Below are 13,633 nucleotides of genomic sequence, written 5' to 3' on the forward strand. Positions count from 1 at the left end.
GCCGGAGGCCAGCCAGAAGACGGAGTTGTTACGCACCAGGTGCTGATAGCGATCGCTGATACGCAGGGCTACCATCACCCGATCCGAGAGCGTCCCCAGCGACAGGCCGGTGACCGTACCCACTTCCATACCGCGGAACAGCACCGGTGTACCGATATCAAGGGATGCTGCATCCGGGACCTCCACCACAATGCTCAGGCCATCGAGATAGCGTGAATCGGTAATGGTCGCCTCCTGCAGCTCGAAGTCGCGGCGCGATTTACCCTGTCCGGGCTCCACGTTGATATAGGGCTGGAGAATGGTATCGAGATGCTCAACGCCCGCCGCGGAGATCTGCGGGGTGATGACCGAGAAGCGCGTCCCGGTGCGGGCGAAGTTGTCGACATATTCCGGGTAGAGCACCGCCGTGGCCTGCACTTCATTGCGGGCGGTGATCAGCTTCAGGCTCTGGACCTGCCCGATATCGATCCCCAAATAGCGTATCGGCATCCCTTCGGAGAGCTTGCCCGCGTCAAAGGCATGCAGGGTGATCTGACTGCCGACTGCACGCGCTGCGGTCTCAGAAGGATAGAGGATCCGCTTGTCGCCTTTACGCTGGCTGGCGCTGGCCCCGCTCAGGTTGTCGAAGCTGATGGCCCCGCGCAGGGCGCGGGAGAGCGGAGAGGCCTGCACCGTCAGGCCGCTGCCGTTAAGCTGCACTTTGGCCCCGCCCTCAGCCCAGAACACGCTGTTGCTGGTCAACAGCTTGCGGTATTCCGGTTTGATATGCAGTTCGATATCAAAGGCATTGGCGCGCGGGCGCACCAGGATCACTTCACCCACTTCGAATTTACGATACAGCACCACCGAGCCCGCCTGCACATCCGGCAGGGTGTCGGCCACCAGCGTCAGGGTGGTGGTCGGCAGATCGCTCAGGCTGTTTTCCAGGGCTTTATCGAGATTGGCATACAGCGGATAGCTGTCGCGCATGGCGCCTTTCTCACCCGGCAGGATACGGATCCCGCCGCTGATCCACTCGCTGGCGCTGGCCGCCAGGAACTCGACGCCGTCGAGTCCGACTTTCACGTCCACCCGGCTGTTGACCACGAATTTACTGTCGCCATGCACCAGCTCGCGGTACTGCGGATCAATCGCCACCGCAAAGGTGACGCCTTTGCTGGTTAAGTTGCGCTCAAGCACCTGGCCAATCTGCACCCCGTGCAGAATCAGCGGCTGGCCGGCGTCGATGCCGTAGCTTTCCGGTGCGTTGAGGGTCACGGTCAGCACGCCGGGTTTTTGCAGCAGCGCCTTATCGGCCGGGGCGATGACAAACTGGTTAACCGGTTCGCCGCCGCCGGGAATGAGCTCAAACGTACTGCCGGTCAGCAGGCTGCTGACGCTGGGGTTGCTGAGCGTCAGTTTCGGCGTACGTAATTCTATGCGGGTGTTTTTACGCAGCAGATCGACCACGCTGGGGTCAACGGTCATCTCACCGGTCACCAGCCCGCCAGGGTTAAGCGTCATTTTGGTGAGCTGCCCGACCTGTAACCCCTGGTACATCAGCGGGGTGGAATCCTCCTTCAGGCCATCCGCCGAGGGGAGGGTGAGCTTCACAATCACGCCGCGCTGGCTGTGGGCCAGATCTTTATACAGGCCGAAATCATCTTCCTGGGTAGCGGGCTCAGAACCTTCCGGTGAATCGAAGGCGATTGCGCCGTTCACCAGCGCCGCCAGGCTCTCAAGCTTCACTTTGGCCCCGCTCAGGCTCAGGTCGGCATCCACGCCGGAGACGTTCCAGAACCGGCTGCCTTTTTTCACCAGCGAGGTAAAGCGTCGCTCAATCAGCACATCGATAACCACCCCCTGCTTGTTAGGGGTGATGGCGTAGTCATATACGCGGCCAACGGGGATCTTACGGAAATAGACCACCGAGCCGCTGTTTAAGGAGCCCAGATCCGCTGCATGCAGATGGATCATCAGATCGCCATTGTTAAGCCGGTATTTCGGCTGCGTGTCGAGGGCGGTAAAGTGATCCTTTGGCTCACCTTTGCCCGGCATCATGCCGATATAGTTACCCCCGACCAGCGCATCCAGCCCGGAGACGCCCGCCAGCGAGGCTTTGGGCGTAACCAGCCAGAACTGGGTCTCATCGCGCAGGGCATCTTTCATATCGGATTTGATGCTGGCGCGAACCTCAATTTTATTCAGGTTCTTGTCCAGGGAAACATCCTGGACGGTGCCCACCTCAACCCCCTGAAAACGGACGGGCGTTCGGCCTGCAACGATGCCGTCGGCGCTCTGGAAGTCAATGGTGATGGTATTGCCGCGATCTTCGTAGCTGGTCCAGATTAACCAGCCGGCTATCATCAGAGCGATAACCGGCAATAACCAGAATGGCGAAATACGACGTTTTGTTTTAACTCGCGCTTCAGTCGGCGGAGCTGGCGTTTCCTGACTCATGTGCATCCCAAAGTAAGCGGCTATCCAGCCATTCCACTGCAAGAATAGTCAAAATCACCGCAGAGCCGAAATAGAACGCTGCGGGTCCCATAGTAAAAGCAAGGAGCTGATCGCGATTGATCAGCGACATCATCAACGAAATAACAAACAGATCCAGCATTGACCAGCGGCCAATCCAGGTCACGAAACGCAACAACAGTATGCGGGTTCTCAGCCCCTGCTCACATTTGAAATGAATGCTCACGAGCAGAGTAAACATCACCACCACTTTGGTAAAGGGCACCAGAATACTGGCGATAAAGACGATCGCAGCCACGGCGATGTTGCTGTGGGCCAGCGAGACGATGCCCGACATAATGGTATCCTCCTGCCGCGCGCCGTTGACATAAATCACCGAAATCGGCAGCAGGTTAGCCGGGATCAGAAATATCAGCGAGGCGATGAGCGCCGCCCAGCATTTCTGCAGGCTGTTATGCCGCCGCAGGCGCAGGGGAATATGGCAGCGCGGACAGCGGCCCCGCGCGTCGGGCAGGCCGGTATAGTGGCAGCCCAGACAGACCCGCAGTGCCGGATCGTAGCGGGTGGCGGGGCGCTGCGGGTAGAAGCGCTCCCAGAGCTGCTCCACGTTGAGGTGAATCAGGGTCAGGACGCTCAATATCACCAGCGCGATAAAGGCGAACAGGCCAGAGCCCGGCTGCAGATAAGCGTAGTCCTGCACTTTGATTGAGGCCACGACGATCCCCACCAGGTAGATATCGAGCATCACCCACTCTTTGAGCTTCTCAAGCATCAGGAGCACCGGGCGAAGGTTCATACCCAGAATATTGCCGAACCACAGATAGGCTATCGCCGCCACCAGCACCACCGGCGCGCCGACGGTACAGAAGAGCACCATGGAGGCCGTCAGGGGATCGCCCTGGCGGGTCATCTGCCAGATCCCCTGCAACAGATTCGCGTCGATGCGCACGCCCAGCAGGTGCAGCTGAAGCAGGGGCTCGCTCCAGGCGAAGGGCATCAGCAGCATCATGGTCACAGCCATCGCCGCCAGCCGGGTCAGCGACCAGTCGCGGCCATCGCGGATTTTTGCGTTACAGCGCGGGCAGAAAGCACTTTGGTATGATTTCATCTTTGGCAACGTAAAAAGCGTATCGCATTGCGGGCAACGCTGATAATGTGCACGAGGCAGCGCATCGCCGACCGTGTGCACAGTGATCTTTTTCGTCGGCATTATTTTCGGTGATTTAAGAGCCATCGGTCGCGCTAAAAAGGGATAGTTAATAGTTATCTTAACTCATGAATTGATTCATCTTGAGCATGAACGCAAATAATGCGTATTTTAATAGGCTATGCTGTAATTTTGTAAGACAACCAAGTGATTGAATAATGAACAAAACAGAATTCTACGCGGACTTAAACCGCGATTTCCAGGCATTGATGGCAGGTGAAACCAGTTTCCTGGCCACCCTGGCGAACACCAGCGCGTTACTCTTTGAACGTCTGTCCGATGTGAACTGGGCCGGTTTTTATCTGCTGGAAGGCGACACGCTGGTGCTGGGGCCGTTTCAGGGCAAACTGGCCTGCGTCCGTATCCCGGTTGGGCGCGGGGTTTGCGGTACGGCGGTAGCGCAAAACCAGGTGCAGCGCGTGGATGACGTTCATGCGTTCGACGGGCATATCGCCTGCGACAGCGCCAGCAACGCTGAAATCGTGCTGCCACTGACTGTGGAGAATCAGATTATTGGTGTTCTGGACATCGACAGCACGGTCTTTAATCGCTTTACCCCCGAGGACGAACAGGGGCTGCGCGAGCTGGTAGGGAATCTGGAACAGGTTCTCGCCGCGACCGATTATCATAAATTCTTTGCGAGCGTCGCAGGATAATCAACGGATAACGTAGCATTTACGGATGGCGTCATTATAATGACGCCTGTTCATGCCTGCGGCTTGTCGGCAACGTCCGTTGTAATCAGGAAATTTCATGGAAAATCAACCTAAGTTGAATAGCAGTAAAGAAGTTATCGCGTTTTTGGCCGAACGTTTTCCTCAATGTTTTAGTGCCGAGGGCGAAGCTCGTCCCCTGAAAATTGGTATTTTTCAGGATCTGGTAGAGCGTGTTGAAGGTGAGATGAACCTCAGCAAAACCCAACTCCGCTCCGCCTTACGTCTTTATACTTCGAGCTGGCGTTACCTTTACGGTATTAAAGCGGGCGCAACGCGTGTTGACCTCGACGGCAACCCGTGCGGCGTGCTGGACGAGCAGCACGTAGAGCATGCGCGTAAGCAGCTTGAAGAAGCCAAAGCGCGCGTTCAGGCTCAGCGTGCTGAACAGCAGGCGAAAAAACGCGAAGCGGCTGCGGCCAATGGCCAGGAAGAAGCGCCTCGCCGTGAGCGCAAGCCACGTCCTGCACCGCGTCGCAAAGAGAATACCGAGCGTAAGCCTCGTGCTGAGCAACCGGCAAAAGCCCCGCGTGCGCCTCGTGAAGAGCCGCGCCACACTCCGGTTTCTGACATTAACGCCCTGAGCGTCGGTCAGTCTCTGAAGGTAAAAGCGGGTAACAATGCTATGGATGCCACCGTACAGGAAATCACCAAAGATGGCGTTCGTGTACAGCTGACTTCTGGTCTGTCAATGATTGTACGCGCAGAACACTTGTTGTTCTAAAACGGAGGCCAAGCCCGGCATGAACACATTTTTTAAGCTCACCGCGCTGGCTGGCCTGTTTGCGATAACAGGCCACGCTTTCGCTGTGGACGAGATTACGCGTGTCGATCAGATTCCGGTTCTGAAGGAAGAGACTCAGCACGCGACGGTGAGTGAGCGCGTCACGTCGCGCTTCACCCGTTCGCACTATCGTCAGTTCGATCTCGACCAGGCTTTTTCGACAAAAATTTTCGACCGCTATCTGAACCTGCTGGACTACAGCCATAACGTCCTGCTGGCGAGCGATGTCGAACAATTTGCCAAAAAGCAGACCCAGGTCGGGGATGAGTTACGCAGCGGCAAGCTGGACCTGTTCTACGACCTGTATAATCTGTCGCAGAAACGCCGTTTTGAGCGCTATCAATACGCGCTTAAGGTGCTTGAACGTCCAATGGACTTCACGGGTAACGACACCTTTAATCTTGACCGCAGCAAGTCGCCGTGGCCAAAAGATGAAGCCGAGCTGAATCAGCTGTGGGACAGCAAAGTTAAGTATGACGAGCTGAGCCTCAAACTCACCGGTAAGGATGAGAAAGAGATCCGCGAAACGCTGATCCGCCGCTACAAATTTGCTATTCGTCGCCTGGCGCAGACCAACAGTGAAGATGTTTTCTCGCTGGCGATGACCGCCTTCGCGCACGAAATCGATCCGCATACCAACTATCTCTCTCCGCGCAACACCGAGCAGTTCAACACCGAGATGAGCCTCTCCCTTGAAGGGATCGGCGCGGTGCTGCAGATGGACGACGATTACACCGTCATTAACTCCATGGTTGCCGGCGGTCCGGCTGCCAAAAGCAAGGCGATAAGCGTAGGCGATCGCATTGTGGGTGTCGGTCAGGTTGGTCAGAGCATGGTCGATGTCATCGGCTGGCGTCTGGATGATGTGGTTGCCCTGATCAAAGGGCCGAAAGGCAGTAAAGTCCGTCTGGAAATTCTGCCAGCGGGCAAGGGCACCAAGACCCGTATCGTTACCCTGACCCGCGAGCGCATCCGTCTGGAAGATCGCGCGGTGAAAATGTCGGTGAAAACCGTGGGTAAAGACAAGGTTGGCGTGCTGGATATTCCTGGTTTCTATGTGGGCCTGACGGACGACGTCAAAGTCCAACTGCAGAAACTGGAAAAACAGAACGTTAAGAGCGTAATTATCGATCTGCGTAGCAACGGCGGCGGCGCCCTGACCGAGGCGGTTTCGCTTTCGGGTCTGTTTATCCCGTCCGGTCCGGTGGTACAGGTTCGCGACAATAACGGTAAAGTGCGTGAAGACGCGGATACCGATGGCGTTGTCTACTACAAAGGGCCGCTGGTGGTGATGGTCGATCGCTTCAGTGCTTCGGCATCAGAGATCTTTGCTGCCGCCATGCAGGATTATGGCCGCGCGCTGATCGTTGGCGAACCGACCTTCGGTAAGGGTACGGTACAGCAGTATCGCTCCCTGAACCGCATTTACGATCAGATGCTGCGTCCGGAATGGCCAGCGCTGGGCTCGGTGCAGTACACCATTCAGAAGTTCTACCGCGTGAATGGCGGCAGTACCCAGCGTAAAGGCGTGACTCCGGATATCATCATGCCGACGGGCAACGAAGAGACCGAAACAGGTGAGAAGTTTGAAGATAACGCGTTGCCGTGGGATAGCGTAAACGCTGCCACCTTCGTGAAGTCGGGCGACATGACTCCGTTTGGTCCGGCGCTGCTGAAGCAGCACGACGATCGCATTGCCAAAGATCCTGAGTTCCAGTACATCATCAAAGATATTGCCCGCTTTAACGCCCTGAAGGCGAAACGCAATATCGTCTCTCTGAACTACGCGCAGCGTCTGAAAGAGAACGAAGAGGATGATGCAACGCGTCTGGCGCGGATCAACGACCGCTTCAAACGCGAAGGAAAGCCAGCCCTCAAAAAACTGGATGACCTGCCGAAGGATTATCAGGAGCCGGATCCCTATCTTGATGAGACGGTAAAAATCGCTATCGATCTGGCGAAACTGGAAAAAGATAAGCCAGCCGGGAATCCCGCTCCGGCTAAATAATCTCCCCTGACAGGCACAAGAAATTGTGCCTGTTTTTTTGTTAACCGCATCCTGCCGTCAGGCATTCCTTTTATTGTGTAAAGTTGTGTCTTTCTGGTGACTTACGCCGCTGCAATCCTTGAAAATATACGGAATACCCATACGATGTGGGTAATCGCATAGTGCGTTTTGTTAAACTGAGGTTAAAAGAATATTATGATGCGAATCGCGCTCTTCCTGCTCACCAACCTGGCGGTCATGGTGGTATTCGGGCTGGTGCTCAGCCTGACAGGAATTCAGTCGAGCAGCGTTCAGGGTTTGTTAATTATGGCGCTGCTGTTTGGTTTTGGTGGCTCCTTTATCTCACTGCTGATGTCCAAGTGGATGGCACTTAAGTCCGTTGGCGGCGAGGTTATTGAGCAACCGCGTAACGATATGGAACAGTGGTTGATGACCACCGTTGCTAACCAGTCCCGTCAGGCGGGTATCGCCATGCCGCAGGTGGCGATCTATCACGCGCCGGATATCAACGCCTTCGCCACCGGCGCGCGTCGCGATGCCTCTCTGGTTGCGGTGAGTACCGGCCTGTTGCAGAACATGAGCCGTGATGAAGCCGAAGCGGTTATCGCCCACGAGATCAGCCACATTGCGAACGGCGATATGGTGACCATGACCCTGATTCAGGGTGTTGTGAACACCTTCGTTATCTTTATCTCGCGTATTATTGCCCAGATTGCCGCAGGCTTTATGGGGGGCGATCGTGAGGAAGGCGAATCAAGTAACGGTAACCCGCTGATCTACTTCGCGGTCTCTATGGTGCTGGAGCTGGTATTTGGTATTCTGGCAAGCATCATCACCATGTGGTTCTCCCGTCACCGTGAATTCCATGCCGATGCGGGTTCAGCCAAACTGGTGGGACGCGAGAAGATGATTGCTGCGCTGCAGCGTCTGAAAACCAGCTATGAACCGCAGGAAGCCTCAAGCATGATGGCATTCTGCATCAACGGTAAATCAAAATCCCTGAGCGAGCTGTTTATGTCTCACCCGCCGCTGGATAAGCGTATCGCAGCGCTGCGTAACGGTGAATACCTGAAATAACGGCCTCGGTTTGCTAATAAAAAAGCGCGTCCAAAGACGCGCTTTTTTTATGCCTGTGAATGAGGCTGGGTCACCCGCAACCCGCTGATGATGGCCGCGACGGTAGCCAGCGTACCGGCGGTCAACAGCGCCAGATGCGTGCCGCTTTGTCCGGCCAGGTTGAACATTAATGCCACCAGTGCCGCGCCGGTACTCTGTCCCAGCAGGCGGGCAGTGCCCAGCATCCCACTGGCGCCGCCGCTGCGGTGGCGAGGCGCTGCCGTAACAATGGTATGATTATTTGGTGACTGAAACAGGCCAAAGCCCGCCCCGCACAGCACCATCCGCCAGATAATATCCAGATCGTGAGGTGCCGCAGGCAGCAGGGCGAGAGCGAAAAGACCTGTCGCCATCACCACCAGTCCCAGCGCGCCCAGCAACCCCGCATGTACCCGCTCAATCAGATGGCCCGCCAGCGGAGCCATTACCATGGTCGCCAGAGGCCAGGGCGTTAACAGCAGGCCCGTTTCCACTTCCGAGCGGCCAATCACGCTTTGCAGGAAGAAGGGCAGAGAAACCATCGCCAGCATCTGTGCGCAGAAGGAGCAGATAGAGGTGCAGATAGAGAGGGAGAAGAGCGGAATACGCAGCAGATCTACCGGCAGTAACGGCACCGGCAGTGCCAGCTGGCGACGCACGAAGAAGAAGCCTACCACCAGCAGCGCCACGACCTCGCCCGCAATCAGCATCAGCGACTGTCCCTGAGCGAAGCCGCTCAGGGCGGTGATCAGCAGGCCAAAGGTGAGGGCGTTCATCACCGCGCTCGGAAGATCGAATTTTGGCATGCTGCTTTTCGGTCCGTTGGCCGGTAAAAAACGCAGGGCGAACAGCAACGCCACGATCCCAAGTGGAACGTTAATTAAAAATAGCCACTGCCAGGACGCGACCGAGAGGATCGCTGCGGCGATAGTTGGGCCCGCCGCAGACGACACGGCAACAATAAAGGAGTTGATCCCCATCCCCCGGCCCAGATGTCGCTGAGGATAGATAAGACGGATCAACGCGGTATTCACACTCATCAGCGCCGCACCGCCGAACCCCTGCATGATACGCGCCAGCGTCAGCATGTGCAGCGTATCTGAAAGGGCGCAGAAAAGGGAGGTCAGCGTAAATACCGCCAGCCCGCACTGATAAACCCGGCGGTAGCCAAACATATCCCCGAGGAACGAGAACGAGAGCAGCGAGATAACAATGGCTATCTGGTAGGCGTTAACAATCCAGATTGAGCTGGCCGGGGAGGCATTCAGGTCGCTGGCAATGGTTGGTAGGGCGACATTGGCGATAGCGCCATCCAGTACAGCCATTGAAATACCGATAATAATGGTTGCAATGGCACCATAACGTTGCGGCAGCGGCAGGCCGTCTTTGGGGAGAGTCGTCATGAAAATTAATTAGCATTGGAGGTTATTATTAACAGGGTAAGGATATTATCACTGTTATTTCTGTTGTGTGTCGCAGATTTGTAACCAGGTAAGCCAGGATTGATTGCAGCAAAGCCGGAGCGAATTTATAATAAAAACCGGTTCTGAATTTTATAAAACACTTGCGTTGAGGTGATTAATGGCAATCGCGGATTTGGATAAACAGCCAGATTCTGTTTCATCCGTGTTAAAGGTGTTCGGCATCCTGCAGGCGCTTGGTGAAGAGCGCGAAATCGGTATTACTGAGCTGTCCCAGCGTGTAATGATGTCAAAAAGCACCGTTTATCGCTTTTTACAGACCATGAAATCACTGGGTTATGTTGCTCAGGAGGGCGAGTCCGAAAAGTACTCCCTGACCCTGAAGTTATTTGAACTGGGCGCTCGTGCGCTGCAGAACGTCGATCTGATCCGCAGCGCGGATATTCAGATGCGCGAACTCTCCCGTCTGACGAAAGAGACGGTGCACCTGGGGGCGCTGGATGAAGACAGTATCGTCTATATCCATAAAATTGATTCCATGTATAACCTGCGTATGTACTCACGCATTGGCCGCCGCAACCCGCTCTACAGTACCGCTATCGGTAAAGTTCTGCTGGCATGGCGCGACCGTGATGAAGTGAAGCAGATCCTCGAGAACGTGGAGTACAAACGCAGCACTGAGCGCACCATTACCACCACCGAAGAGCTGTTGCAGGTGCTGGATAAAGTCCGTGAACAAGGTTATGGCGAAGATAACCAGGAGCAGGAAGAAGGCTTGCGCTGCATCGGCGTTCCGGTATTTGACCGTTTCGGTGTGGTCATTGCCGGCCTGAGTATCTCCTTCCCGACGCTGCGTTTCTCTGAAGAGCATCTGCACGAGTATGTTGAAATGCTGCACACAGCGGCGCGTAAGATTTCTGAACAGATGGGTTACAACGACTATCCGTTCTGATTGAAAGCGCGATAAAAAAACGCGGCCTTATGGCGGCGTTTTTTTATGCAAGGGATCAGCCGTTATCGATCACTGTCTCGCTCTTTCGCAGGAGCGGGCAGCGAGAGAGGCCGATAATACCGCTGTCTGAATGAATATACTGCGCCGTGCTGACGCCGCGCGCGGTGAGATACTGGCACTGGATCCCGAGCCCGCCCGCATTCTCTTTACTGCCGATCAAGACACCGTAGCCTGCGAGCAGTATACCCGTCCAGACCAGTGCTATAACAATCAATGTGCGAATAAAAAAGCGCATCATTACCTCATTTTTTGAATAACTGCCGCTTAGCGTAATCGATACACTTACTTTAACAAGTATATGATTCCGAAAGCATCGCCTTCGCGTTACAGTTAGGCATGGTTTAAGTTGCGCATGATAACCTGGCATCAGGCAGTTACGGTACGGAGAGTGGAGTGAAGAAAATACGCTGGGTTATTCTGGTCTTAGTGTTAGTGGCCTGTGTATTACTTTGGACGCAGACCATCAATGTGATGTGCGACCAGGATGTACAGTTCTTTAGCGGTATTTGTTCTATCAATAAGTTTATCCCCTGGTAGTTGTCATTTTTATCGCAAGTGATTTCCTTCCTTAACGCGAGTGGTAAAATAGGCGCTTTTATGGGGGAGTGAAATGGGTGAGTTAGTCAATTCCGGGATGTTCAGCGTGGCATCTCTGGCGATCTCGGTCGTACTGCTGGTTGCGGGTCTGGTGCTGTGGTTTTTTGTCAATCGCGCGAGCTCCCGTACCAACGAGCAGATCGAACTGCTGGAGAAGTTAGTCGACCTGCAGAAACGACAGAATGTCCTGCTGCGTCGCCTGTGCGAAGCCAATGAGCCGGAAGAGAAAGAGGTACCAAAAGCGCCAGAAGAGACGGCTAAGAGCCAGGACGATGACTTTATTCGTCTGGTAGCCGAACGCTAATCGGTCAGGGGAGGTATGTATGGCCTGGCGTAATCCCTGGTATAATCCCTCCCTTGCACATCATACCCCGCAGGGTTTCCGCAATCCGGATGCCCCTGTTCGTCAACCCGGCGATGTTGAACGCTGGCGCAAGGCGCGAAAAGCCGCTGGGTTGCCAAAACCCCCTTCAGAAGGCTATGACGCCTTTATCCGCCAGTGGTGGCAACCCGTTACGCTCAATACCCTTGAAGAAGATGGTGTCTGGTGGCTGGGCCACGCCAGCCTGCTGCTACGCCTGAACGGAAAATATATCCTTACCGATCCGGTCTTTTCCCGGCGCGCCTCGCCGGTGCTGTTTGCCGGACCGATACGAAAAACGCCTCCGGTGATGAGTGTCGCGGCGCTTCCAGTCCTTGATGCCGTTGTTATTTCCCATAACCATTTCGATCACCTGGACTCGGCCACGGTGCGCCAGCTTGTGCATCGTTTTCCGCAGCTGACCTTTTTTGTGCCTTTAGGTCTTGGGGCGTGGTGCCGCCGCCGCGGGGCGAAACAGGTTATTGAACTGGACTGGTGGCAAAGCTATGTTTTCGAAGGGCTGGTGTTTACCGCCGTGCCGGCACAGCACTGGAGCATGCGTAGCCTCTGGGATCGCGATCGCTCGTTATGGTGTGGCTGGGTCTTTGAGAGCGAGCAGCAGCGCTTCTGGTTTAGCGGCGATACCGGTTATACCCCGGAACTGTTAACCATTCCGGAGCGACTGGGAAAAGTGGATGCCGCCGCTATACCTGTCGGAGCCTATGCACCACGTTGGTTCATGTCGATTCATCATATGGATCCGCAGGCGGCGGTGAATCTCTGGCAACAGCTGGGCATGCCGCTGGCGATCCCGATCCACTGGGGTGTCTTTGAACTGGCGGATGAATCACTGGATGAGCCTGTCAGAGAGCTCGCGCAGGCACTGGCAGAGTTATCCCCGCGCAGCGATAACTTTCATCCGCTGCGCATTGGTCAATATTTATCCTTGTAAACGAATACTTGTTCAATTAGCGAATATTTTTTATTAAATCGACGGTTATCATATTTTATTTTAATCGAAACGTTTTGATTGCCTTTTTTTGAGGCAGGTTCATAAAAATATCATTATTTTGGTGCATAGCGGATTACCGGTTTAGGTGTATATAACTTAAACAAGCGAACCGATATACAATGTTTTTTTCCTGAAACAATCCCTTGTCGTTACGATCAATTCAGCATAACTTTTCACGAAAAGTTCTAAATGAAATAGCGACCACAGAAATTCTGGCGCGCTTGCTGGACGATATGAAGTTATTGAGCTAATGTAAAAAAGTCTTTGATAACAGCGCTTATCCTGACAGCGACTGGGCAGGCAACATTTTGGTCTGGTATACACTGAACGTGCATTACTGTGCAGATTGTGGCAAGTCAGTCTCGGAATTTGTGCGGCTGATCGAGACACCTTTAAAAATGGCTTGCCATTATTTAAGTTGTATGTGATAACACGGTTTGGGTCAAACGAGGTACAGTTCTGTTTATGTGTGGCATTTTCAGTAAAGAAGTCCTGAGTAAACACGTTGTCGTTGAATACCGCTTCTCTGCCGAACCTTATATTAGTGCCTCATGCAGTAATGTCTCAGTTTTATCTCAGTTAATGCCCACGGGCTAAGAAAACATTCTAAGGAATTTTGCAAATGGCAAAGATTAAAGGTCAAGTTAAGTGGTTCAACGAGTCTAAAGGTTTTGGTTTCATTACTCCTGCTGACGGCAGCAAAGATGTATTCGTACATTTCTCTGCAATCCAGGGTAACGGCTTCAAAACTCTGGCTGAAGGCCAGAACGTTGAGTTCGAAATTCAGGACGGCCAGAAAGGTCCGGCTGCTGTTAACGTAACCGCTATCTGATCGAACCCCTGCCTGATCTGAAGCGTCACGACGTTTCAGTTGCAGAGATATAAAGCCTCGCCTGTGCGGGGCTTTTTAATGGATATTTTTCAAAGTGTTACCACATGCGTCGCTGTTAGCAGTTTGTTTCAAAG

The 13,633-nt window shown here is 54.3% G+C and carries 13 protein-coding genes and 1 pseudogene; 10 read left to right on the plus strand and 4 right to left on the minus strand.

Annotated elements, in window-relative coordinates; translation table 11 throughout:
- Positions 1-2,439, minus strand: a 2,439-nt coding sequence (locus tag WFM46_RS15840; protein WP_336997987.1) for a PqiB family protein, incomplete at its 3' end; no start/stop codon positions are given.
- Positions 2,408-3,691, minus strand: a complete 1,284-nt coding sequence (yebS, locus tag WFM46_RS15845) for a membrane integrity lipid transport subunit YebS (protein WP_336997988.1) — start codon at positions 3,689-3,691, stop codon at positions 2,408-2,410. The genes yebS and WFM46_RS15840, both read right to left, overlap by 32 nt.
- Before the next feature lie 131 nt (positions 3,692-3,822).
- Between yebS and WFM46_RS15850 the strand changes: the two genes are divergently transcribed.
- The 4 genes from WFM46_RS15850 to htpX all read left to right on the plus strand — a co-directional run bounded on the left by WFM46_RS15850 (position 3,823) and on the right by htpX (position 8,246).
- Entirely contained in the window at positions 3,823-4,320 is a 498-nt protein-coding gene (locus WFM46_RS15850; RefSeq protein ID WP_114314642.1) for a GAF domain-containing protein, read from the plus strand.
- 97 nt (positions 4,321-4,417) lie between these two features.
- A complete protein-coding gene (proQ, locus tag WFM46_RS15855; protein ID WP_103180039.1) occupies positions 4,418-5,101 on the plus strand; it encodes an RNA chaperone ProQ in 684 nt (227 codons plus the stop codon).
- Between the two features lie 19 nt (positions 5,102-5,120).
- On the plus strand, positions 5,121-7,169 hold the full coding sequence (gene prc / locus WFM46_RS15860) for a carboxy terminal-processing peptidase (protein WP_336997989.1): 2,049 nt from the start codon (positions 5,121-5,123) through the stop codon (positions 7,167-7,169).
- 195 nt (positions 7,170-7,364) lie between these two features.
- Positions 7,365-8,246 (plus strand): protease HtpX, encoded by an 882-nt coding sequence (gene htpX, locus WFM46_RS15865; protein WP_103180037.1) that lies wholly within the window; start codon positions 7,365-7,367, stop codon positions 8,244-8,246.
- A gap of 47 nt (positions 8,247-8,293) precedes the next feature.
- Here htpX and WFM46_RS15870 read toward each other — a convergent pair whose 3' ends face one another.
- A complete protein-coding gene (locus WFM46_RS15870; protein WP_336997990.1) occupies positions 8,294-9,667 on the minus strand; it encodes an MFS transporter in 1,374 nt (457 codons plus the stop codon).
- Positions 9,668-9,845: 178 nt separating this feature from the next.
- Here WFM46_RS15870 and kdgR point away from each other — a divergent pair, with 178 nt between their 5' ends.
- Complete coding sequence (gene kdgR, locus WFM46_RS15875) at positions 9,846-10,637, plus strand: DNA-binding transcriptional regulator KdgR (RefSeq protein WP_039030796.1); 792 nt, start codon at positions 9,846-9,848, stop codon at positions 10,635-10,637.
- Positions 10,638-10,692: 55 nt separating this feature from the next.
- On the opposite strand, the gene WFM46_RS15880 is transcribed toward kdgR, so the two are convergent.
- Positions 10,693-10,932 carry a YobH family protein gene (locus tag WFM46_RS15880; protein ID WP_103180035.1) on the minus strand — a complete coding sequence of 80 codons (240 nt, stop codon included), beginning with the start codon at positions 10,930-10,932 and terminating at the stop codon, positions 10,693-10,695.
- Between the two features lie 158 nt (positions 10,933-11,090).
- On the opposite strand from WFM46_RS15880, the gene mgrB reads away from it, so the two are divergent.
- The 5 genes and pseudogenes from mgrB to cspE all read left to right on the plus strand — a co-directional run bounded on the left by mgrB (position 11,091) and on the right by cspE (position 13,499).
- Complete coding sequence (gene mgrB / locus WFM46_RS15885) at positions 11,091-11,234, plus strand: PhoP/PhoQ regulator MgrB (protein WP_103180034.1); 144 nt, start codon at positions 11,091-11,093, stop codon at positions 11,232-11,234.
- A 73-nt stretch (positions 11,235-11,307) separates the two neighbouring features.
- Entirely contained in the window at positions 11,308-11,598 is a 291-nt protein-coding gene (locus WFM46_RS15890) for a YebO family protein (RefSeq protein ID WP_114386423.1), read from the plus strand.
- 19 nt (positions 11,599-11,617) lie between these two features.
- Positions 11,618-12,607: an MBL fold metallo-hydrolase gene (locus WFM46_RS15895; protein ID WP_336997991.1), complete on the plus strand. Its 990-nt coding sequence runs from the start codon at positions 11,618-11,620 to the stop codon at positions 12,605-12,607.
- A gap of 525 nt (positions 12,608-13,132) precedes the next feature.
- A pseudogene (locus tag WFM46_RS15900) lies at positions 13,133-13,277 on the plus strand (DUF2627 domain-containing protein).
- Positions 13,278-13,289: 12 nt separating this feature from the next.
- Positions 13,290-13,499 carry a transcription antiterminator/RNA stability regulator CspE gene (gene cspE / locus WFM46_RS15905; protein ID WP_001062678.1) on the plus strand — a complete coding sequence of 70 codons (210 nt, stop codon included), beginning with the start codon at positions 13,290-13,292 and terminating at the stop codon, positions 13,497-13,499.
- The last annotated feature ends 134 nt before the right edge of the window (positions 13,500-13,633 follow it).

The organism is Leclercia sp. M50 (assembly GCF_037150775.1).
GTDB lineage: Bacteria > Pseudomonadota > Gammaproteobacteria > Enterobacterales > Enterobacteriaceae > Enterobacter.

Bases quoted from the DNA above. Each gene is read 5' to 3' on its own strand.
- yebS (WP_336997988.1), bottom strand. From the start codon at position 3,691: ATGGCTCTTAAATCACCGAAAATAATGCCGACGAAAAAGATCACTGTG.
- WFM46_RS15850 (WP_114314642.1), top strand. From the start codon at position 3,823: ATGAACAAAACAGAATTCTACGCGGACTTAAACCGCGATTTCCAGGCA.
- proQ (WP_103180039.1), top strand. From the start codon at position 4,418: ATGGAAAATCAACCTAAGTTGAATAGCAGTAAAGAAGTTATCGCGTTT.
- prc (WP_336997989.1), top strand. From the start codon at position 5,121: ATGAACACATTTTTTAAGCTCACCGCGCTGGCTGGCCTGTTTGCGATA.
- htpX (WP_103180037.1), top strand. From the start codon at position 7,365: ATGATGCGAATCGCGCTCTTCCTGCTCACCAACCTGGCGGTCATGGTG.
- WFM46_RS15870 (WP_336997990.1), bottom strand. From the start codon at position 9,667: ATGACGACTCTCCCCAAAGACGGCCTGCCGCTGCCGCAACGTTATGGT.
- kdgR (WP_039030796.1), top strand. From the start codon at position 9,846: ATGGCAATCGCGGATTTGGATAAACAGCCAGATTCTGTTTCATCCGTG.
- WFM46_RS15880 (WP_103180035.1), bottom strand. From the start codon at position 10,932: ATGCGCTTTTTTATTCGCACATTGATTGTTATAGCACTGGTCTGGACG.
- WFM46_RS15890 (WP_114386423.1), top strand. From the start codon at position 11,308: ATGGGTGAGTTAGTCAATTCCGGGATGTTCAGCGTGGCATCTCTGGCG.
- WFM46_RS15895 (WP_336997991.1), top strand. From the start codon at position 11,618: ATGGCCTGGCGTAATCCCTGGTATAATCCCTCCCTTGCACATCATACC.
- cspE (WP_001062678.1), top strand. From the start codon at position 13,290: ATGGCAAAGATTAAAGGTCAAGTTAAGTGGTTCAACGAGTCTAAAGGT.